The organism is Streptomyces sp. adm13(2018), from assembly GCF_008042145.1.
Lineage (GTDB): Bacteria > Actinomycetota > Actinomycetes > Streptomycetales > Streptomycetaceae > Streptomyces.
Window position 1 is genome coordinate 906,803 of the sequence record NZ_RDBH01000129.1, and the last position, 20,058, is coordinate 926,860.

17 protein-coding genes are annotated in these 20,058 nt (G+C 73.4%); 9 read left to right on the forward strand and 8 right to left on the reverse strand.

What is annotated here, in order from left to right:
* A partial coding sequence (locus tag EAO70_RS38055) for a hypothetical protein (protein WP_187283966.1) occupies positions 1 to 207 on the forward strand: 207 nt, incomplete at its 5' end.
* A 51-nt stretch (positions 208 to 258) separates the two neighbouring features.
* On the opposite strand, the gene EAO70_RS20800 is transcribed toward EAO70_RS38055, so the two are convergent.
* From EAO70_RS20800 to panB, 3 genes are all read right to left on the reverse strand, one after another.
* Positions 259 to 1,113, reverse strand: a complete 855-nt coding sequence (locus EAO70_RS20800) for an ABC transporter permease (protein WP_148004377.1) — start codon at positions 1,111 to 1,113, stop codon at positions 259 to 261.
* Positions 1,110 to 2,102, reverse strand: a complete 993-nt coding sequence (locus EAO70_RS20805) for an ATP-binding cassette domain-containing protein (RefSeq protein WP_148004378.1) — start codon at positions 2,100 to 2,102, stop codon at positions 1,110 to 1,112. Before EAO70_RS20805 ends, EAO70_RS20800 begins: the two co-directional genes overlap by 4 nt.
* A gap of 156 nt (positions 2,103 to 2,258) precedes the next feature.
* A complete protein-coding gene (gene panB, locus EAO70_RS20810) occupies positions 2,259 to 3,122 on the reverse strand; it encodes a 3-methyl-2-oxobutanoate hydroxymethyltransferase (RefSeq protein WP_148004379.1) in 864 nt (287 codons plus the stop codon).
* Positions 3,123 to 3,384: 262 nt separating this feature from the next.
* On the opposite strand from panB, the gene EAO70_RS20815 reads away from it, so the two are divergent.
* The 4 genes from EAO70_RS20815 to EAO70_RS20830 all read left to right on the forward strand — a co-directional run bounded on the left by EAO70_RS20815 (position 3,385) and on the right by EAO70_RS20830 (position 8,523).
* Positions 3,385 to 5,145: a DHA2 family efflux MFS transporter permease subunit gene (locus EAO70_RS20815; protein WP_148004380.1), complete on the forward strand. Its 1,761-nt coding sequence runs from the start codon at positions 3,385 to 3,387 to the stop codon at positions 5,143 to 5,145.
* A 79-nt stretch (positions 5,146 to 5,224) separates the two neighbouring features.
* Positions 5,225 to 5,878 (forward strand): TetR/AcrR family transcriptional regulator, encoded by a 654-nt coding sequence (locus tag EAO70_RS20820; protein ID WP_148004381.1) that lies wholly within the window; start codon positions 5,225 to 5,227, stop codon positions 5,876 to 5,878.
* A gap of 203 nt (positions 5,879 to 6,081) precedes the next feature.
* Complete coding sequence (locus EAO70_RS20825; protein WP_148004382.1) at positions 6,082 to 7,107, forward strand: endonuclease/exonuclease/phosphatase family protein; 1,026 nt, start codon at positions 6,082 to 6,084, stop codon at positions 7,105 to 7,107.
* Positions 7,108 to 7,290: 183 nt separating this feature from the next.
* Positions 7,291 to 8,523, forward strand: a complete 1,233-nt coding sequence (locus tag EAO70_RS20830) for an MFS transporter (RefSeq protein WP_148004383.1) — start codon at positions 7,291 to 7,293, stop codon at positions 8,521 to 8,523.
* Here EAO70_RS20830 and EAO70_RS20835 read toward each other — a convergent pair.
* A complete protein-coding gene (locus tag EAO70_RS20835; protein ID WP_148004384.1) occupies positions 8,492 to 10,249 on the reverse strand; it encodes an NAD+ synthase in 1,758 nt (585 codons plus the stop codon). The two genes, EAO70_RS20830 and EAO70_RS20835, sit on opposite strands and share 32 nt — an antisense overlap.
* 586 nt (positions 10,250 to 10,835) lie before the next feature.
* Here EAO70_RS20835 and EAO70_RS20840 point away from each other — a divergent pair.
* Entirely contained in the window at positions 10,836 to 11,603 is a 768-nt protein-coding gene (locus EAO70_RS20840) for a DUF998 domain-containing protein (protein ID WP_148004385.1), read from the forward strand.
* Positions 11,600 to 12,457, forward strand: coding sequence for an alpha/beta fold hydrolase (locus EAO70_RS20845; protein ID WP_148004386.1), 858 nt, complete (start codon positions 11,600 to 11,602; stop codon positions 12,455 to 12,457). The genes EAO70_RS20840 and EAO70_RS20845 overlap by 4 nt, the downstream gene beginning before the upstream one ends.
* On the opposite strand, the gene EAO70_RS20850 is transcribed toward EAO70_RS20845, so the two are convergent.
* The 4 genes from EAO70_RS20850 to EAO70_RS20865 all read right to left on the reverse strand — a co-directional run bounded on the left by EAO70_RS20850 (position 12,442) and on the right by EAO70_RS20865 (position 14,802).
* Positions 12,442 to 12,861, reverse strand: a complete 420-nt coding sequence (locus EAO70_RS20850) for a CBS domain-containing protein (RefSeq protein WP_148004387.1) — start codon at positions 12,859 to 12,861, stop codon at positions 12,442 to 12,444. The two genes, EAO70_RS20845 and EAO70_RS20850, sit on opposite strands and share 16 nt — an antisense overlap.
* 137 nt (positions 12,862 to 12,998) lie before the next feature.
* Positions 12,999 to 13,598: a DUF305 domain-containing protein gene (locus EAO70_RS20855; RefSeq protein WP_148005269.1), complete on the reverse strand. Its 600-nt coding sequence runs from the start codon at positions 13,596 to 13,598 to the stop codon at positions 12,999 to 13,001.
* Between the two features lie 77 nt (positions 13,599 to 13,675).
* A complete protein-coding gene (locus EAO70_RS20860) occupies positions 13,676 to 14,323 on the reverse strand; it encodes a DUF3105 domain-containing protein (RefSeq protein WP_148004388.1) in 648 nt (215 codons plus the stop codon).
* 74 nt (positions 14,324 to 14,397) lie between these two features.
* A complete protein-coding gene (locus tag EAO70_RS20865) occupies positions 14,398 to 14,802 on the reverse strand; it encodes a hypothetical protein (protein ID WP_261992968.1) in 405 nt (134 codons plus the stop codon).
* 293 nt (positions 14,803 to 15,095) lie between these two features.
* On the opposite strand from EAO70_RS20865, the gene EAO70_RS20870 reads away from it, so the two are divergent.
* Together EAO70_RS20870 and EAO70_RS20875 are read left to right on the forward strand one after the other, a co-directional pair.
* A complete protein-coding gene (locus EAO70_RS20870; RefSeq protein ID WP_148004390.1) occupies positions 15,096 to 16,457 on the forward strand; it encodes a glutamine synthetase family protein in 1,362 nt (453 codons plus the stop codon).
* Between the two features lie 490 nt (positions 16,458 to 16,947).
* Positions 16,948 to 19,950, forward strand: a complete 3,003-nt coding sequence (locus EAO70_RS20875; protein WP_148004391.1) for a bifunctional [glutamine synthetase] adenylyltransferase/[glutamine synthetase]-adenylyl-L-tyrosine phosphorylase — start codon at positions 16,948 to 16,950, stop codon at positions 19,948 to 19,950.
* The last annotated feature ends 108 nt before the right edge of the window (positions 19,951 to 20,058 follow it).

Below are 20,058 nucleotides of genomic sequence, written 5' to 3' on the forward strand. Positions count from 1 at the left end.
GCCCGGGACGCCCTGGTCCCGCCGGGGCACCTGGCCCCGCCGATGGAGCGGGACAACCGGGCGCGGGCCGAGGAACTGTGCCGGGCCGCGCTGGGGGACACGGAGTTCGCGGTGGCACACGCGGAAGGCGGCGCCCTCTCGCTGGAAGAGGCCGCCGCCGTGCTCGGTCGCGCCGCCGACGCGATCAGTGAGCGCGCCGAGTCCTGAACCCCCGTGGCACCCGTCCGTCCGGTCCCGGCCGGACGGGGCCGGCCGGACTCAGGTCTTCTTGCGGAACTTGGTCACCGCCAGAGGGGCCGTGACGACCGTGATCAGCAGGGCCCAGCCGAGCACCATCCACACGGAGTGGGCGACCGGACCGCCGTTGATCAGGTTCCGGGCGGCGTCGGCGAGGTTCGACAGCGGGTTGTAGTCGGTGAAGGTCTCCAGCCAGCCCGGCATGGAACTCGTCGGGGCGAAGATCGACGAGCCGAACTGCAGCGGCATCAGGACCAGCATCGCCATGCCCTGGACCGCCTGGGCGGTCTTCAGGGTCAGGCCGAGCAGGATGAAGATCCACATGAGGGACGCGCCGAAGACCATCGAGAGGCCGATGGCGGCGAAGAGGTGCAGCACCGAGGTGTGGATCTCCAGGCCGAGCAGGAAGCCCATGCCGAGCAGGATCGCGGTGGCGATCAGCATCCGGCCGACCTCGACGACGATCTTCGCGATCAGGACGGAGGACCGGGCGATCGGCATCGTCCGGAACCGGTCCATGACCCCCTTCTTGAAGTCGTCGTTGATGCCGACGCCGACGGCCATCGCGATGTTCATGCCCATCATCGCCATCAGGCCGGGCGTCACGTAGTTGACGTAGACGTCGTTGTTGCCCTTGCCGGAGATCGCGCCGCCGAAGACGTACACGAACAGCAGGATGAAGATGATCGGCATCAGGACGGCGTCGAACATCGACTCCGGGTCCTGCTTGATCTGGAGCGCGTTGCGGCGGGCGAGGGCGCCGATGTGCCGCAGGTTGGCGCGGAGTCCGATCCGGCCCTCGGCGACGGGCGGGCGCCGTACGACCGCCGGACCCGGGGCGTCGACGGGGGACTGGGTGACCGTGGTCGTGCTCATGCGGCGACCTCCTCGGGGATCTCGTCGGACGCGGTGGTCTTCTGGCCGGTGATGGCGAGGAACACCTCGTCCAGGCTGGGCAGATGGGTGCCGATGTGGGCGATGCCGAAGCCGCGGGCGCCGAGCAGCGCCACGACCGCGGTCAGCTGCTGGTCGGTGAGGATCGGCACGTACAGCGCGCCCTCGTCGGGCACGACGGTCGCGCCGGCGATGCCGTCCAGGCCGGTCTCGTGGAGTGCGGCCGCCATCGCGGGCAGCTGGTCCGGGTCCACCGGGCGGACCTTCAGGGTCCGGCCGCCGACCTTGGCCTTCAGCTCGTCGACCCCGCCCCTGGCGATGACCTTGCCCTTGTCGATGACGGTCAGCTCGCTCGCGAGCTGCTCCGCCTCCTCCATGTACTGGGTGGTGAGGAGGACGGTGACGCCCTCGGAGACCATCCGCTGCACCTCGTCCCACACCTCGTTGCGGGTGCGGGGGTCGAGACCGGTGGTCGGCTCGTCCAGGTAGAGGACGGCCGGGCTGCCGATCATCGAGGCGGCGAGGTCGAGCCGTCGCCGCATGCCGCCCGAGTAGTTCATGGCGGGCCGCTTGGCCGCGTCGGTGAGGGAGAAGCGCTCCAGCATCTCGTCGGACCGGCGGCGGGCGTCGGCGCGGGAGAGGTCGAGCAGCCGCCCGATCATGTACAGGTTCTCCCAGCCGGACAGCTTCTCGTCGACCGAGGCGTACTGGCCGGTGAGCCCTATGGTGCGGCGCAGCTGACGGGGGTGCTTCACCACGTCGTACCCGGCGACGGTGGCGGTCCCGGAGTCCGGGACGAGCAGGGTGGAGAGGCAGCGGACGAGGGTGGTCTTCCCGGCGCCGTTCGGGCCGAGCACGCCGAGGACGGTGCCCTCCCGCACGTCCAGGTCGACCCCGTCGAGGGCCTTGGTGGCGCCGAAGTGCTTCACGAGGCCCCGGACCTCGACGGCGTTGGTGTGTGATCGCGTCATGGCCCCTACTAGACCAGGCACCACCGACAAGCCCCCGACAGACGACCGACAGACGGCCGACAGCCCGCCGATGGGGGATGTCGGCGGGCTGTCGGGTGGTGCCGCGGTGGCCGGTGGGCCCTGTCGCGATCAGGGCCTCGGGGTGGAGCGGCGGTCCTAGTGGAAGCTGTGCTCCTCGGCGGGGAACTCCCCGCCCTGGACGTCCTCGGCGAAGGCGCGGGCGGCGTCGCCGAGCGTCTCGCGGAGGTTGGCGTACTGCTTGGTGAAGCGCGGGACCTTGCCGCCGGTGAGGCCGGCCATGTCGGTCCAGACGAGCACCTGGGCGTCGGTGCCGGCGCCCGCGCCGATCCCGATGGTCGGGATGTGCAGCGAGCGGGTGACCTCGGCGGCCAGCTCGGCCGGTACGAGCTCCAGGACCACCGCGAACGCGCCCGCGTCCTGCGCCGCCTTCGCGTCGCGGAGCAGCTTGTGCGCGGCCTCGTCGGAGCGGCCCTGCACCCGGTAGCCCATGGTGTTCACGGACTGCGGGGTCAGGCCCAGGTGGGACATGACGGGGATGCCGGCCTGGACGAGCAGCTCGGTCTGCGGCAGGGAGCGCTCGCCGCCCTCCAGCTTGATCGCGCCGACGCCCGCGTCCTTGACCAGCCGGGTGGCGTTGCGCAGGGCCTGGACGGGCCCTTCCTGGTACGAGCCGAAGGGGAGGTCGCCCACGACCAGGGCGCGCTTCGTGCCCCGGACGACGGCGGCGGAGAGCAGGGTCATCTCGTCCATCGTGACGGGCACGGTGGTCTCGTAGCCGAGGTGACAGTTGCCCATGGAGTCTCCGACGAGGATGACCGGGATGCCGGCCTCGTCGAAGACGGACGCGGTCATCGCGTCGTAGGCGGTGAGCATGGGCCACTTCTCGCCGCGGGTCTTGGCGGCGGCGATGTCGTGGACGGTGATGCGGCGCGTTCCCTTGCCGCCGTACAGCGCCTTGCTGCTGTCGGCGGGCGGTTTCTGAGCAGCCTGAAGCGTCATGGTGCACGGCTCCTTGTGTCATCTCGAGGCGCCCTGACGGCGTCCCCGGACCACATCCATGGTGGCACTTCGCCGGGCGGGCGGGGAAGTGGGCCGGAGTGGCGCTGTTCACACCGGCGCGCCGGGGCGGTGCGTTACGGGCCCGAGCCCCGGCTGCGTGGGACTGGGCCACCCGAGTGACGGCGCCCCGTGAACGCGGTTCACGGCCCGCGAACGTAAAGCCTCGGTCAGAATTTTCGATACGAGACGGTCTCGTATCGAAATGGTCTTAGGGTGGTGGGCATGCCACAGCCCCCCCGGCCCCCGGGTCCCCGAAGCCGTCCACCGGCGCCGCTGGGCCGTCCTCGGCGTCCTCATGCTCAGCCTGCTGATCGTCGTCCTCGACAACTCGATCCTGAACGTCGCCGTCAAGACGATCGCGTCCCCCGCGCCCACCGGCATCGGCGCCACCCAGAGCGAGCTGGAATGGGCGATCAACTCCTACACGCTCGTCTTCGCCGGCCTCCTCTTCACCTCCGGCCTGCTCGGCGACCGCCTCGGCCGCAAGAAGGTGCTGCTCTTCGGCATCACCGTCTTCGGCCTGGGCTCCGCCCTCGCCGCGTTCTCCGGCTCCCCGGGCGAGCTCATCGGCTTCCGGGCCGTCATGGGCCTCGGCGCCGCCTTCGTCATGCCCGCGACGCTCGCCGTCCTCATGAACGTCTTCGAGCGCGACGAGCAGCCCAAGGCCATCGGCATATGGGCCGGCGGGGTCGGCCTCGCCATCGCGATCGGCCCGATCACCGGCGGCATCCTGCTCGAACACTTCTGGTGGGGATCGATCTTCCTCGTCAACGTGCCGGTCGTGCTCCTCGCCCTCGCCCTGATGATCTGGCTGGTTCCCGACTCCCGAGACCCCCGGCCCGGGCGGATCGACCTCCCCGGCGTGCTGCTCTCCGTCGTCGGACTCGTCCTCCTCGTCTACGGGATCATCCGCGGCGGCGAACTGGCCGACTTCACCGAGCCCACCGTCCTCGCCCCGGTCCTCGGCGGCCTCGCCGTCCTGGTCCTCTTCGTCCTCCACGAGCGGCGCAGCGACCACCCGGCGATCGACATGACCTACTTCAAGCGGCCCGCGTTCTCCGCGGCCGTCGCCGCCATCGCGCTCGTCTTCTTCGCGCTCATGGGCGTCACCTTCTTCTCCGCGTTCTACCTGCAGAGCGTCCGCGGCTACAGCGCCCTGCAGTCCGGACTGCTCATCCTGCCGCTGGCCGTCGCGCAGATGGTCTTCGCGCCCCGCGCGCGGCTCGTCGTCGAACGCTTCGGCGCCAAGGCCGTCTGCACCGCCGGCATGCTGCTCGTCACCCTGGGCCTCGCGGCCTTCGCCCTCTTCGACGCCTCGACCCCGGTCTGGATCATGGAGGTCGTCTTCTTCGTCCAGGGCGCGGGAATGGCGCACATCATGCCCCCCGTCACGGTCTCGATCATGCAGGCGCTGCCCCGGGAGAAGGCGGGCTCAGGCTCCGCCATCAACAACACCTTCCGCCAGGTCGGCGGCGCGCTCGGCGTCGCCGTCCTCGGCTCGCTGCTCTCCTCCACGTACCGGGGCGAGATCGAGGGGCACCTCGGCGCCGTCCCCGAGGCCCTGCGGGGCGCCGCGGGCGAGTCCGTCGAGGCCACGCTCGCGGTCGCCGAGAAGCTCGGCCCGGCGGGCCGGGACCTGGTGGCCCCGGCGTACAGCGCCTTCCTGGACGCCATGCACGTCACGGCCCTCGCCTCCGCGCTGATCGGCCTGGTCGGCGCGGCGGTGGTCGCGGCCTTCCTGCCCGGCCGCGCACCCGCGGGCGAGGCCGGACCGGGCGGCCGGGCACCCGGTGCGGCGGGCCCGGACGGCGCACGGGGCACCGCGGCGGGCCCGGCCGACGGGACGGACCCCGGCGCGCCCGGACCGGACGCCCCGGCGGCCGGAACCCGACCCGACGGCGACGCCCGGCGGGGCTCGGTGCCGGGCCCGCTCCCCGAGGCGGGAGAATCGGCCCGACGGTAGGACCCGAAGACCCCGAAGACCCCCTGACGCCGGAGAACCCGACGTCGGCCCGGGGGTCCGGACGAGAGGTGGAGCGCACGTGTCGCGGCAGGACGGCGGAACCCCCGCAGCCCCCGAGCCCCACGACGGCGCGGCCGGTGCCGCTCCCGGCACCCGCCGGGGCCGCCCCCGGAGCGAGGGCGTCGAGCGGGCCGTCTTCGACGCGGTCGTCGGGCTCCTGGACGAGGGCGTGCCGCTCGCCGAACTGTCCATCGAACGGATCGCCCGCACCGCCGGCGTCGGCAAGGCCACCATCTACCGCCGTTGGACCGGCAAGGAAGAGCTCTTCGTCGACCTGCTCCGCTCGATGGAACCCCCGGACCCCGTGCTCCCCGGCACCTCGGTCCGGGGCGACCTCGTCGTCCTCCTGGAATCGATGCGCGAACGCGGCGTCGCCAAGCGGACCTCCAGCCTGCTCCACAACGCGTTCGCGCAGATGCAGCTCTACCCCCGGCTGTGGGAGGTCTACCACCACACCGCCATCGAACCGCGCCGCCGCCTCACCCTGGACGCCGTCCGCCGCGGGATGGAGCAGGGCGAGATCCGCGACGACCTCGACGTCGAATTCGTCAACGACCTCCTCACCGGCCCGTTGCTGCTGCGCAGCGTCATCCGTCCCGGTGCCTCCCTGGAACCCGGCCTCGCCGAGCGGGTCGTCGACACCGTGATGGAGGGCCTTCGACCCAGGGACTGACCGCCGCCCGTGCCACAAGGCCGGACCCGGCCGAATGTGCGCGTTCTGTCACAGCCCGCCCGGGGACGCCACCTGCAGGAACCCGCCACGCCCTGCCCGTCGTCCCACCGGACGTACGACGGCCCCGTCAATCCCCTAGTGTCGACGTGGGTCACGGAGCACGGCAGCAAGACGGCACGGCAGCAAGGCAGTGAGGACGGGCGATGGCGCGGGTGGACATGACGGAGACCGAGCAGGGCGGCGCGGAGAACGGGAACCGGCGCTCCTCCCGCTTCCGGACCACCCTCGGCGGACTCCGCCGCGACCCCGGGATCTGGCGCCGCGGCATCCTGATCGCGCTCTGCGCGGTCGCCGTCACCCTGCTGATGGTCCTCCACTCCGACATCCCCAACCGGATCGGCAACCTCGGCAGCCTCACCGAGACCTTCCTGCCCTGGCTCGGCCTCTTCGTCCCCCTCCTCCTCGTCCTCGCCCTGCTGCGCCGCTCCGCCACCGCGCTGATCGCCCTGCTGCTCCCGGCCGTGGTGTGGCTGAACCTCTTCGGCGGGCTCGTCGCCGACAAGTCCGAGGCCGGCGGCGACCTGACCGTCGCGACCCACAACGTGAACGCCGACAACCCGGACCCCGCGGGCACCGCCCGCCAGCTCGCCGCCTCCGGCGCCGACATCGTCGCCCTGGAGGAACTGAAGGGCGACATGGTCCCGGCGTACGAGAAGAACCTGGCGGAGGCCTACCCGTACCACGCGGTGGAGGGCACCGTCGGACTCTGGAGCAAGCTGCCGCTGCGCGGCGCGCAGCCGGTCGACATCCGGATGGGCTGGACCCGCGCCATGCGCGCGAACGTCGTCACCCCCGCCGGCGAGGTCGCCGTCTACGTCGCCCACCTGCCGTCCGTCCGGGTCAAGCTGAACGCCGGCTTCACCGCCAACCAGCGCGACGTCAGCGCGAACGCCCTCGGCGAGGCCATCTCCGACGACCGGCACGAGCGGATCATCCTCCTCGGCGACCTCAACGGCACCATGAACGACCGCGCGCTCAACGGCATCACCTCGCAGCTCCGCTCCACGCAGGGCGCGGCGGGCGACGGCTTCGGCTTCAGCTGGCCGGCCTCGTTCCCGATGGCCCGCATCGACCAGATCCTGGTCAAGGGAGTGGAGCCGATGTCGTCCTGGGCCCTCCCGAAGACCCAGAGCGACCACCTCCCGCTCGCCGCCCGCGTGAAGCTGTAGCCGGAGCGGACCGCCGGGGGCGCACGGGCGGGGGCGCACGGGCGGGTCCCGCCGCGGGCGCCCGGCCGGGGACGGGCGGCTCCCGGGGCGAAACCCACCCTTCACCCCCCGGAAGCCGCCGGGAAGAAAACATCTGAGAGCCTTTGTTCCGTAGAAGAACTATCTTCAGGAAAGGCCCTCCCCATGCCCCTGGCGCTGCTCGCGCTCGCCGTCTCCGCCTTCGGCATCGGCACCACCGAATTCGTGATGATGGGCCTGCTCCCGCAGGTCGCCGACGACCTCGGCACCTCCGTCCCCACCGCCGGATACCTCGTCTCGGCGTACGCCATCGGCGTCGTCGTCGGCGCCCCGCTGCTCACCGCCCTGGGCTCCCGCGTCCCGCGCAAGCGGATGCTGCTCCTGCTCATGGCCCTCTTCACGGTCGGCAACCTGGCCTCCGCGCTCGCCCCCGGCTTCGGCTGGCTGATCGCCGGCCGGGTCCTCGCCGGCCTGCCGCACGGCGCGTTCTTCGGCCTCGGCGCGGTGGTCGCCGCCCGCCTGGTGCGCGAGGGGCGGCAGGCCCGCGCGGTCGCCACCATGTTCCTCGGCCTGACCGTCGCCAACATCCTCGGCGTACCGGCCGCGACCCTGCTCGGCCAGCACCTCGGCTGGCGGGCCACCTTCCTCGTCGTGGCCGCCGTCGGCCTGCTCGCCATCGCCGCCCTCGCCCGCCTCGTGCCCCACGTCCCGGTGGACGAGCGGCAGAGCCTCGGCCGCGAGGTGCGCGCGCTCGGCCGCCCGCAGGTGCTGCTCGGACTGCTCACCGCCGTCTTCGGCTTCGCGGGCGTCTTCGCCGTCTACTCGTACCTGGCCTCGATGACCACCGAGGTGATGGGCTTCGGCGACTCCACCGTCACCATCGTCCTCGCCCTCTTCGGCCTCGGCATGACCGGCGGGGCGCTCGCCGCGGGCCCGCTGACCGACCGGGCGCTCCGGCCGACCCTGTACGGCTCGCTCGCCGCCCTCGTCCTCGCGCTGGTCGCCTTCCGCTTCACGATCCACGTGCCCTGGCTGGCCCTGGTCACGGTCGTGGTGCTCGGCGCCGTCGGCTTCATGACCACCACCCCGCTCCAGATGCTGGTCATGAACAAGGCCAAGGACGCCCCGACGCTCGCCTCCGCCTCCAACCACTCCGCGTTCAACCTCGCCAACGCCGGCGGCGCCTGGGTCGGCGGCGCCGCCGTCGCCGCTGGCTGGGGCTGGACCTCGCCGGCGCTCGTCGGCGCCGGCCTCACGCTGGTGGGCCTGGTGATCGCCGCGGTCGCCGGGCTGCTCGACCGGGGTACGGGGGAGGGGGCCTCGCGCGTCGTCGCGCAGAGCCCCCTCGCCACGGCGGACCGGCAGGTCAGCCCGTCGTCTCCCGCCAGCGGTTCGTGACCGGCAGGCGCCGGTCCTTCCCGAAGCCCTTCGCCGAGATCTTGGTGCCCGGCGGGTACTGGCGCCGCTTGTACTCCGCCGCGTCCACCATCCGCAGCGTCCGCGCGACCAGTTCCTCGTCGAACCCGGCCGCCACGATCTCCTCCCGGCCCCGGTCCTGGTCCACGTACAGGGAGAGGATCGCGTCCAGGGTGTCGTAGTCCGGCAGCGAGTCCGTGTCGACCTGCCCCGGGCGCAGCTCCGCGCTCGGCGGCTTGGAGATCGAGCTCTCCGGGATCGGCGGGGTCTGGCCGCGCTCCTCGGCCGCCCGGTTGCGCCAGCGCGCCAGCCGGAACACGGTCGACTTGTAGACGTCCTTGATGGGCCCGAACGCGCCGACGGAGTCGCCGTACAGCGTCGAATAGCCGACCGCCAGCTCGGACTTGTTCCCCGGCGCCAGGACGATGTGGCCCTCCTGGTTGGAGAGCGCCATCAGCGTCGTGCCCCGCAGCCGTGACTGGAGGTTCTCCTCGGCGAGGCCGGTGAGCCCGAGCGCCCCCATGTACGCGTCGAACATCGGCTCGATCGACACGGTGCGGAAGTGCAGCCCGGTGCGCCGGGCGAGCTCCGCGGCGTCGCCGCGCGAGTGGTCGGAGGAGTACTTCGACGGCATCGACACCCCGTGGACGTTCTCCGCGCCCAGCGCGTCGCAGGCGATGGCGGCGACGAGCGCCGAGTCGATGCCCCCGGAGAGGCCCACGAGCACCGAGCGGAAACCGTTCTTCGCGGCGTACGCGCGGACGCCGATCACCAGCGCCGAGTACACCTCCTCGTCGTCCTCGAGCCGGTGCGCGTAACCGCCCGCCAGCTCCGGCTCGTACGCCGGCAGCGGCTCCTCCGACAGCACCGCGCGGTCGATCGTCAGCCCGTCGTTCACCAGCCCCTCCGGCGCCCCGGGGTCGGCGGCCGGCAGCTCCAGGTCGAGGATCATGCTGCCCTCGACGAACTGCGGGGCCCGCGCGATCACGTCGCCGTCCGCGTCCACCACGATCGAGTCGCCGTCGAAGACCAGCTCGTCCTGGCCGCCCATGCTCGCCAGGTACGCGGTCACACAGCCGGCCTCCCGGGCCCGCCTGCGGACCAGTTCGAGGCGCGTGTCGTCCTTGTCCCGCTCGTACGGCGAGGCATTGACGGACAGCAGCAGGCCCGCCCCCGCGTGGCGGGCCGCCGGCACCCGGCCGCCGTCCTGCCACAGGTCCTCGCAGATCGCCAGGGCCACGTCGATCCCGTGGACCCGGACCACCGGCAGGGTGTCGCCCGGGACGAAGTAGCGGTACTCGTCGAAGACGCCGTAGTTCGGCAGGTGGTGCTTCGCGAAGCGCAGCACCACCTCGCCCCGGTGCAGCACCGCGGCGGCGTTCTCCGGCGACCCGGCCGGCCGGCCGAGCTTCGGCTCCGTCCGCTCGGACCGGTCCAGATAGCCGACGACCACCGCCACCTCGCCGAAGCCCTCGTCCGCGAGCCGCCGGGCGAGACCGCGCAGGGCCGCCCGCGACGCCTCCACGAACGAGGAACGCAGCGCGAGGTCCTCGACGGGGTATCCGGTCAGCGCCATCTCGGGAAACGCGACGAGATGCGCGCCCTGTCCGGCGGCGTGCCGGGTCCAGTGCACGATCGCCTCGGCGTTCCCGGCGATGTCTCCGACGGTCGAGTCGATCTGATTCAGGGCGAGGCGTAGTTGAGGCACCCGGCCAGTGTAATCGTCAGACCGACGCGATGTCCTGGGAACGGGGTCGGGAGGCTGCTGCGGGCGGCCGGGGAGCCCGCCTGCGAGCCGGGCGCGGGCCGCCGGGGCGAGCCGGGCGCGGGCCGCCGGGATGAGCCGGGCGCGCGCCCGGTCCGCGCCGGACCCGCGTCCGCCCGTACACCCGGCCGCGCCCGTACACCCGGCCGCGCCCGTACGTCCCCACTCCGCGTCCGGCCCACCCGGTGCCGCCCGTCCGCGTCCGCGTCCGCCCGGGGCGGGGCTCTTGGCCGCGCCGTACGTGTCCGCGCCGCCCCCGGCCGCGGGCCGGGCCCGCACCTGTCCCGGGCCGGGCCCCCACCCGTCCCGGGCGGACGCGGACGCGGACGGGCGGCACCGGGTGGGCCGGACGCGGAGTGGGGACGTACGGGCGCGGCCGGGTGTACGGGCGCGGCCGGGGGCCCGGCCCCGCCTGCCGCCCCGCGCGGGTGACCATGGCCCGTATGGCGACCGCTGACGGGCCGGCAGGCGGGGCCGGGCCACCCCGAGCCACGGCAACCCTCCGGGACGCCGTAGCGTCAGACCCACCATGCCCGGAAACGTGATGCGCGCCTCGGCCGCCCTGCTGGCCCTCGGCGCGTTCGCGTACACCGCCTGGGCCCTCGAAGCCTTCCTGCGGACCGGTCTCGACCCGGTCCGCACCTACGTCTCCGAACTGGCCGCCTCCGACCAGCCCTTCGGCACCTTCTTCCGCGCCACCGACCTGCTGGCGGGCGCCCTGGTCCTGGCCGGCGCCGTCCTGGGACGGGCCGCGACGCGAGCCCCCGGCCCCGCCGCCCCGGGGCGCCGCCGACGGCCCCGGCCCGACGGCGAGGGCGGCCGGGCGGGCCGCGTCCGCGAACCCTGGGCCCTCCTCGGCTGGGGCGCCCTCGCCCTCTTCGGGGCCGCCACCGTCGCCGACTCGCGCCTCCCGCTCAGCTGCGCCGCGACCGTCGACCCCGCGTGCGCCGCGCGCGAGGCCGCCGGGCTGGTGCCCGCCACCCATACGGCCCACGCGGTGAGTTCCGGTCTCGCCATGACCTGCGCGCTCGTCGCGCTCGTCGCCCTGACCGTGGCGGCCCGCCGCCACGGCCCCCGGCGGCCCCTCGCCCGTACCGGCCTCGTCGTCGTCGCCCTGGAGCTGGCCGCCACCGTCTGGACCCTCGCCGCGGTCGCCGCCTTCGAGGCGGGCCGGGGCAGTTGGGCGCTCGGCGCCGGACAGCGGCTCCAGGTGCTCCTGGTGGCGGTCTGGCTCGCGGTCCTGGCGTGCTCCCTCGCGACCTCCCGGCCCGCCCCGGAACCGGAGCGGCTGCGGTGACCGCGAGGCCGGCCTTCGTACGGATCGACGGCGTCGCCCACCACGTCCTCGTCGAGGGCGCGGGCCCCGTCTGCGTCCTCAGCGCGGGCCTCGCGATGAGCTGGTTCGACTGGGACCCGGTCGTCCCGCTCCTCGCCCCGCACCGCACGCTCGTCCGCTTCGACCGCCCCGGGCACGGCCTCTCGCAGCCCGCCCCGGCGCCGCCCACCGCCGTCGGCGAGGCCCACCGGATCGCCGCCCTGCTCGACGCGCTGGGGCTCCCCGGGCCCGCGACCGTCGTCGGCCACTCGATCGCCGGGTTCCACGCCGAGGCCTTCGCCCGCCTCCACCCGGACCGGACCGCCGCCCTCGTACTCCTGGACGCGTCGGTGGAGGAGCACCCCCGGCCGGGCCCCTTCCCGGGGGCCGTCTCCCGCGTCCTCGGCGACGTCCTGTGCGCCGCCGGACTCCCCGCCGCCCTCGGCCCCGCGGCCCGCCGCGCGGTCGTCCGCCACGACCCGGCCCCCGCCGACCTCGTACGCCGGGTCTACCGCACCTCACGCGTCCTGCGCGGTGCCCTCCTGGAGAACGCCCACTACGGAGCCGTCGCCGCCGAACTCCTCGCCCTGCGCGCCACGCACCCCCTCCCGCCGGGCCTGCCGGTCACCGTCCTCGCCGCCCCCGGGGGCTCGGCCCGCTGGGAACGGCGCCAGCGCGAACTGGCCCGGCGGCTCGGCGCCCGCTACGAGGCGGCCGTGCCGTCGGGCCATCTGGTCATGAAGGACCGCCCGGAGGCGGTGGCGCGGGCGGTCCTGAGCCCCGGCCGCCCTGACGTTCCGGACCGTCCGTGCCGTCCGGGTCAGGAAGGCGCGTAGACGCTCTCGCAGAAGCCCTTGAGCTGCTCGTCCGAGAGGTGCTGCGCCAGGTCGGCCTCGCTGATCATGCCGACCAGCCGCTTCTCCTCGATGACGGGCAGCCGCCGGATCTGATGCCCCTGCATCTCCTCCAGGACGGAGCCGACGTCCGCGTCCGACTCGACCCAGCGGGGGGTGCCCTTCGACATCTCGCCGCAGGTGATCTTCGAGGGGTCGTGGCCCATGGCCACGCAGCCGACCACGATGTCGCGGTCCGTGAGGATCCCGCAGAGCCGTTCGTTCTCGTCGGCGACGGGCAGCGCGCCCACGTTCAGGTTGCGCATCATCTGCGCGGCGCGGTCGAGCGTCTCGTGTGCCGGGATCCACTGGGCCCCGGGGTGCATGATGTCCTTCGCCGTGGTCATGGGGTGCGTCCCTTTCCTCGGACGTGGTCACACGTACGTACGTCCCCGAGCCCCATCCATTCTCGGCGTACGGCACGGCCCCCGCGACCGCAGCGGGTCACGGGGGCCGGGGCGGCCGGGGGCGCCGGTGCGGGCCGTCAGGCGCCGCGCTTCGCGAGCATGTCGGCCATCAGCCGCATCTCGGACTTCTGGGCGTCGACCATGCCCTGCGCGAGGTTGCGCTCGATGTCCACCGAGCATTTCTGGACGCAGCCCTCGGCCATGTGGACCCCGCCCCTGTGGTGCTCGGTCATGAGCTTCAGGTACAGGATCTCGGCCTCGCGGCCGCTCGCCGCGCGCAACTCGTCCAGCTGGGCGTTGGTCGCCATGCCCGGCATGAGGGCGCCGTCGAGCGGACCGGTGTCACCGGAGCCGCCCATGCCCATCCAGGTCATCGGCTCGACGCCGGACTCGATCTTGGGCAGCCCCCACAGGTCGAGCCAGCCCAGCATCATGCCCCGCTGGTTGGCCTGGGTGTTGGCGATGTCGTACGCGAGCCGGCGCACCTCCTCGTTCCCGGTGCGGTCCCGGACGATGAACGACATCTCGACGGCCTGCTGGTGGTGGACCGCCATGTCCCGGGCGAAGCCGGCGTCCGCGGAGAGCGTGCCGGGCGTCGCGGGCGCCTCCTCCCGCTCGGCGGAGGCGACCGTGACGGCGCCCCCGGCGAACAGCAGGGCGAGGGCCACGGCGGTGATCGCCGCCCACTGGGTCCGGTTCGGCCGCCGGGGCGGGGACGACGGCGTGAGATCGCCGTCGTCCTCGCCGACCCGGCTCACTGGCCGATCCCGCCGGTGCAGGCGGCGCCCGGCTCGGGGGTCTGCGGGCCCTGGACGTACTTGGTGAAGAAGGCGTCGATGCGGGGGTCGCTCGCGCTGTCCACGGTGACCTGCTTGCCCCAGGCGGACAGCATGAGGGCGCCGGACTGGTCGTCGACCGGGCTCATCAGCGTGTACTTGGTCTTGCCGACCTTCTCCTCCAGCTTCTTCACGTCGTCGGGGGAGGCCTTCTTGGTGTACGTCACCCAGACGGCGCCGTGTTCGAGGGAGTGCACGGCGTTCACCTCGGCGATGGGCTTCTTGTAGACGACGCCGTCGCAGTTCATCCACACCGGGTGGTGGTCGCCGCCGACCGGCGGCTTCATGTCGTACTTCACGGCCGTCTCGACGTGGTTGCGGCCGAGCTTGTCGGCGTCCCAGCTCTTCTCGGCGGCGATGGGGGCCTTCGCGGCCTGGTCCTTCTGGTCCTGCTCGTCGGACTTCTTCAACAGCACGAAGGTGCCGAAGCCGACGAGGCCGAGGACGACGACGCCCGAGATGCCGATCGTGACGAAACGGTTGCGGCGCTCACGGGCCTGCTCGGCGCGGCGCATCTCCTCTATTCGGGCGCGGCGGTCGGCGTTGGCGGAGCTCTTGGCGGCCATGGTGGTGTCGTCCTTCTTCAGGGAGGGGGGTGGAGTTCGGGGGTGGACGTGCGGAGGGCGGGAGCCCGCCGCCGTCACGTCCGGAGAACTTGAAGGACGTGCAGATCCGGCGCGCGCGGCCGGACGCCGGAGCGGCGCGCGGCACCGTCGCCGGACGCCGGCCCGGAGCGCGGCGGCCCGTCCGCGGCGTGCAGCGGCGGATCGAGCGGGGGAGCGCTGAGCACCGCGGGGGAGAGCGAGGGGAACAGGGAGCAGCCGCCGCGGTCGTACGGACAGACGTACTCGACGGCCGTGCCGCCGACGGGGCGGGTGGCGGCCGTCCCGCCGACCGCGCGAGCGGCGGTCGGGGTCCCGGCGACCGGGGTGCCGTCCCCCGCCCTCGGCCCGGCGTCCGCGTGGTGGTCGCCCGGCCCGGGTCCGGCGCCCAGACAGAAGAAGAGCGCGGCGAGGAGCGTCGCCACGGCACTCACCAGTGCCATGGGACGCGCGTGCTGGGACGGGCGTACGAGCCGTGTGGCCCCCATGGGCGCAGATCGTAGTGGGCGCGGGGACTCCGTGGGCCGAACGGGGTACCACTCGGTACCGGCGGACGGGCGGCGCGGCGGTGGACCGGCACCCGGACGCCGCCGTTCCCCCGTTACCTGAGTCACACCCGAGCAGGCAGTATGGGTGTGCAACGTGCGCGAAACCATGTGGTGGGATGCTCAGGTGCCCCCCGATGTGCTCGAGGCGGTGGGAGCAGGCGGCCTGACCAGCGAGGATGGGTGTGGAAATGGACAAGCAGCAGGAATTCGTGCTCCGTACGCTCGAGGAGCGCGACATCCGCTTCGTACGTCTGTGGTTCACCGACGTGCTGGGCTTCCTGAAGTCGGTGGCCGTGGCGCCCGCCGAGCTGGAGCAGGCCTTCGACGAGGGCATCGGCTTCGACGGCTCGGCGATCGAGGGATTCGCCCGCGTGTACGAGTCGGACATGATCGCCAAGCCGGATCCGGGGACGTTCCAGATCCTGCCGTGGCGGGCCGAGGCGCCGGGGACCGCGCGGATGTTCTGCGACATCCTGATGCCGGACGGCTCGCCGTCCTTCGCCGACCCGCGATACGTGCTGAAGCGGGCCCTGGCCAAGACCTCGGACCTGGGGTTCACCTTCTACACCCACCCCGAGATCGAGTTCTTCCTCCTCAAGGACAAGCCGCTCGACGGCACCCGCCCCACCCCGGCGGACAACTCGGGCTACTTCGACCACACCCCGCAGAACGTGGGCATGGACTTCCGCCGCCAGGCGATCACGATGCTCGAATCCATGGGCATCTCGGTGGAGTTCAGCCACCACGAGGGCGCGCCGGGCCAGCAGGAGATCGACCTCCGGTACGCGGACGCCCTCTCCACGGCCGACAACATCATGACGTTCCGCCTGGTGATGAAGCAGGTGGCGCTGGAGCAGGGCGTGCAGGCCACGTTCATGCCGAAGCCGTTCTCGGAGTACCCGGGCTCGGGCATGCACACCCACCTGTCGCTGTTCGAGGGCGACCGGAACGCCTTCTACGAGTCGGGCGCCGAGTACCAACTGTCCAAGGTGGGACGCTCGTTCATCGCGGGCCTGCTGAAGCACGCGGGCGAGATCTCGGCCGTGACGAACCAGTGGGTCAACTCGTACAAGCGCATCTGGGGCGGCTCGTCCCGCACGGCGGGCTCGGGCGGCGAGGCCCCCTCGTACATCTGCTGGGGCCACAACAACCGCTCGGCCCTGATCCGCGTCCCCATGTACAAGCCGGGCAAGACGGGCTCGTCGCGCGTGGAGGTCCGCTCGATCGACGCGGGCGCCAACCCCTACCTGACGTACGCGGTCCTCCTCGCCGCCGGCCTCAGGGGCATCGAGGAGGGCTACGAACTCCCGGCGGGCGCCGACGACGACGTCTGGGCCCTCTCCGACGCGGAACGCCGAGCGATGGGCATCGAACCGCTCCCGCAGAACCTGGGCGAGGCGATCGCCCTGATGGAGAAGAGCGAACTGGTGGCGGAGACCCTGGGCGAGCACGTCTTCGACTTCTTCCTCCGCAACAAGAAGCAGGAGTGGGAGGAGTACCGGAGCGAGGTCACCGCCTTCGAGCTGCGGAAGAACCTGCCGGTGCTGTAGGCGCGTCAGGGCGGGCAGGACCCGGAACGTGACCTCGGGGCCGGAGGTCGCGCACCGCCGGCCCCGAGGCCGCTTCGCCCGCCCTCCCTCACGGCTATTCCATTGCCCGTCGTCCCGCGGGTGATCCAGACTCGCGCCGTGAAGGTCGAACCCGTCGCCACCGCGCGGCTTCTGTTGTGTCCGTTGACCGTCGAGGTGGCCGGGGCCATTGTCGGTGTCCCGCACATGCCTCGGGGGCCGCGTCAGGGTCGCTTCGGCGGGTTCGGGCAGGCGGGGGTGGTCCGCCCCCAGCAAGACGGACTTTCAAGGAATACGGTTCATCGCCCTCGAAAAGCCATCGATGTGCGGGACATCACGTGTGATCCGCTGCGAACCGCAGGCCTGAACGCCCCCGTCCCCCGCTCCCGATAGGCTCGATCCGCCCGGGTTCCGACCCGGGCGTGAGCCCCGGGGACGCCCCGGGGCGGACCGGCTCGGAGGGAGCGGCGGAATGACGGTGCCGGGACGCAGGAGCAGCACGTTCTCACGTCTGCTGCGGCACGGATTCACCGACCCGTCCGGGGCCGAGCGGCTCCTGGACGCGCCCGAGCTGTCCGCGCTGCGCGGCGACTCCGTCCTCCTCGACTCGCTCGGCGCGACCGCCGATCCCGACCTCGCCCTGCGCGGGCTGGTCCGCATCGCCGAGGCGCAGCCCGAGACCGAACGGGGGACCTTCACGACCACCCTGCTCGCCGCCAAGCCGTTCCGGGACCGGCTCCTCGGGGTGCTCGGCGCCTCCGAGGCGCTCGCCGACCACCTGGCCCGGCACCCGCGCGACTGGGAGTCCCTCGTCACCTACGAGGCCGCCGACCTGCACCCGGGGGTGGCCGAGTTCGAACAGGGCCTCGCCGACGCCGTCGACGCGGACTCGCTGCGGGTCGCCTACCGCCGGTGCCTGCTGGCCATCGCGGCCCGGGACGTGTGCGGCACCATCGACGTCGCCGGGGCCGCCGCCGAACTCGCCGACCTGGCGACGGCGACCCTGCGCGCGGCCCTCGCCATCGCCCGTACGGCCGCACCGGACGACGCGGCCCAGTGCCGGCTCGCCGTGATCGCGATGGGCAAGTGCGGCGGCCACGAGCTCAACTACGTCTCCGACGTCGACGTGATCTTCGTGGCGGAGCCCGCCCCCGAGGTCGGCGACCGGGAAGGAGGCGAGGCCAAGGCGATGCAGGCCGCCACCCGGCTCGCCTCCCACCTCATGCGGATCTGCTCGGAGACCACCGTCGAGGGCACGATCTGGCCGGTCGACGCCAACCTGCGCCCCGAGGGCCGCAACGGCCCCCTCGTCCGCACGCTCTCCTCCCACCTGGCGTACTACCAGCGCTGGGCGAAGACCTGGGAGTTCCAGGCGCTGCTGAAGGCCCGCGCGGTGGCCGGCGACCCGGAGCTCGGCGCCCAGTACATCGAGGCCGTCTCCCCGCTCGTCTGGCAGGCGGCCGAGCGGGAGAACTTCGTCCCCGACGTGCAGAAGATGCGCCGCCGGGTCGTCGACAACATCCCCGCCGCCCAGATCGACCGCGAGCTGAAGCTCGGCCCCGGCGGCCTCCGCGACGTCGAGTTCGCCGTCCAGCTCCTCCAGCTCGTGCACGGCCGCAGCGACGCAGGACTGCACAGCGGCACCACCCTCGACGCGCTCGCCGCCCTCGCCGCGGGCGGCTACGTCGGCCGGGCCGACGCCGCGCAGCTCGACGAGGCCTACCGCTTCCTGCGGGCCATGGAGCACCGCATCCAGCTGTACCGGCTGCGGCGCACCCACCTCGTCCCCGAGGACGAGGCCGACCTGCGCCGCCTCGGCCGCTCGCTCGGCCTGCGCACCGACCCCGTCGCCGAGCTGAACAAGGAGTGGAAGCGGCACGCCGCCGTCGTCCGCCGCCTGCACGAGAAGCTCTTCTACCGGCCGCTGCTCGACGCCTTCGCCCAGCTCGCCCCCGGCGAGATCCGGCTCAGCACGAAGGCCGCGGGGCAGCGGCTCGAAGCACTGGGGTACGCGGACCCGTCCGCCGCCCTGCGCCACCTGGAGGCGCTGGCCGCCGGGGTCAGCCGCAAGGCCGCGATCCAGCGGACGCTGCTCCCGGTGCTGCTCGGCTGGTTCGCGGACTCCGCCGACCCGGACGCCGGCCTGCTCGGCTTCCGCAAGGTGTCCGACGCCCTCGGCAAGACCCCCTGGTACCTGCGGCTGCTCCGCGACGAGGGCGCCGCCGCCGAGAACCTCGCCCGGGTCCTCTCCGCCGGACGCCTCGCCCCCGACCTGCTGCTGCGCGCCCCCGAGGCGGTCGCGCTGCTCGGCGACCCGGAGGGCCTCGGGCCGCGCGGCCGGGACCACCTGGAGCAGGAGGTCCTGGCGGCGGTGGGCCGCGCGTCCGACGCCGAGCAGGCCGTCGCGGCGGCCCGCGGGGTGCGCCGCCGGGAGCTGTTCCGGACCGCGGCGGCCGACCTGATCGGCTCGTACGGCACCGAGGACAGCCCCCGCGAGCCGGACCCGGGCGCGCTGGTCGACCGGGTGGGGGAGGCCGTCACCGACCTCAACGCGGCGACGATCGCGGGCGCCCTGAGGGCCGCCGTCCGCGCCGAGTGGGGCGACGAACTGCCCACCCGGTTCACCGTCATCGGCATGGGCCGCTTCGGCGGTCACGAGCTGGGGTACGGCTCCGACGCCGACGTCCTGTTCGTGCACGAGCCGCGCGAGGGCGTCGACGAGCAGGAGGCGGCGCGGGCCGCGAACCGGGTGGTGGCCGAGATGCGGCGACTGCTCCAACTGCCCACCGCCGACCCGCCGCTGCTGATCGACGCGGACCTCAGGCCGGAGGGCAAGAGCGGCCCGCTGGTCCGCACCCTGAAGTCGTACGCCGCCTACTACCACCGCTGGTCCCTCGTCTGGGAGAGCCAGGCCCTGCTGCGCGCCGAACCCCTCGCGGGCGACCGCGAGTTGGGGGAGCGGTTCGTCGAACTCGTCGACCCGCTGCGCTATCCGGCCGAGGGGCTCGGCGAGGACGCCGTCCGCGAGATCCGCCGCCTCAAGGCCCGGATGGAGTCCGAGCGGCTGCCGCGCGGGGCGGACCCCACGCTCCACGCCAAGCTGGGGCGGGGCGGCCTCAGCGACGTCGAGTGGACGATCCAGCTGCTCCAGATGCAGCACGGCTGGGTGGAGCCGGGGCTGCGGACGACCCGTACCCGCGAGGCGCTGCGGGCGGCGCACGCGGCCGGACTCATCCCGACGGAGGAGGCGCAGACCCTGGACGAGGCGTGGGTCCTGGCGACCCGGGTCCGCAACGCGGTGATGCTGGTCCGCGGCCGGCCCGGCGACACCTTCCCGTCGGACCCGCGCGAACTCGCCGCGGTCGGACGGTACCTGGGGTACGAGTCGGGTCACGTCGGCGAGATGGTCGACGACTACCGGCGGATCACCCGCCGGGCCAGGGCGGTCGTCGAGGAGCTGTTCTACGGGGCGTAGCGCCGGCGCGGGCCCGGCCGGGGGTGGCCCCGCGCGGTCCGGCGCCGTCGTGCGCACCCGCGCCCTTGCGCGGCCCGGCGCGCACCCGCCCCCGCCGTCGTGCGCACC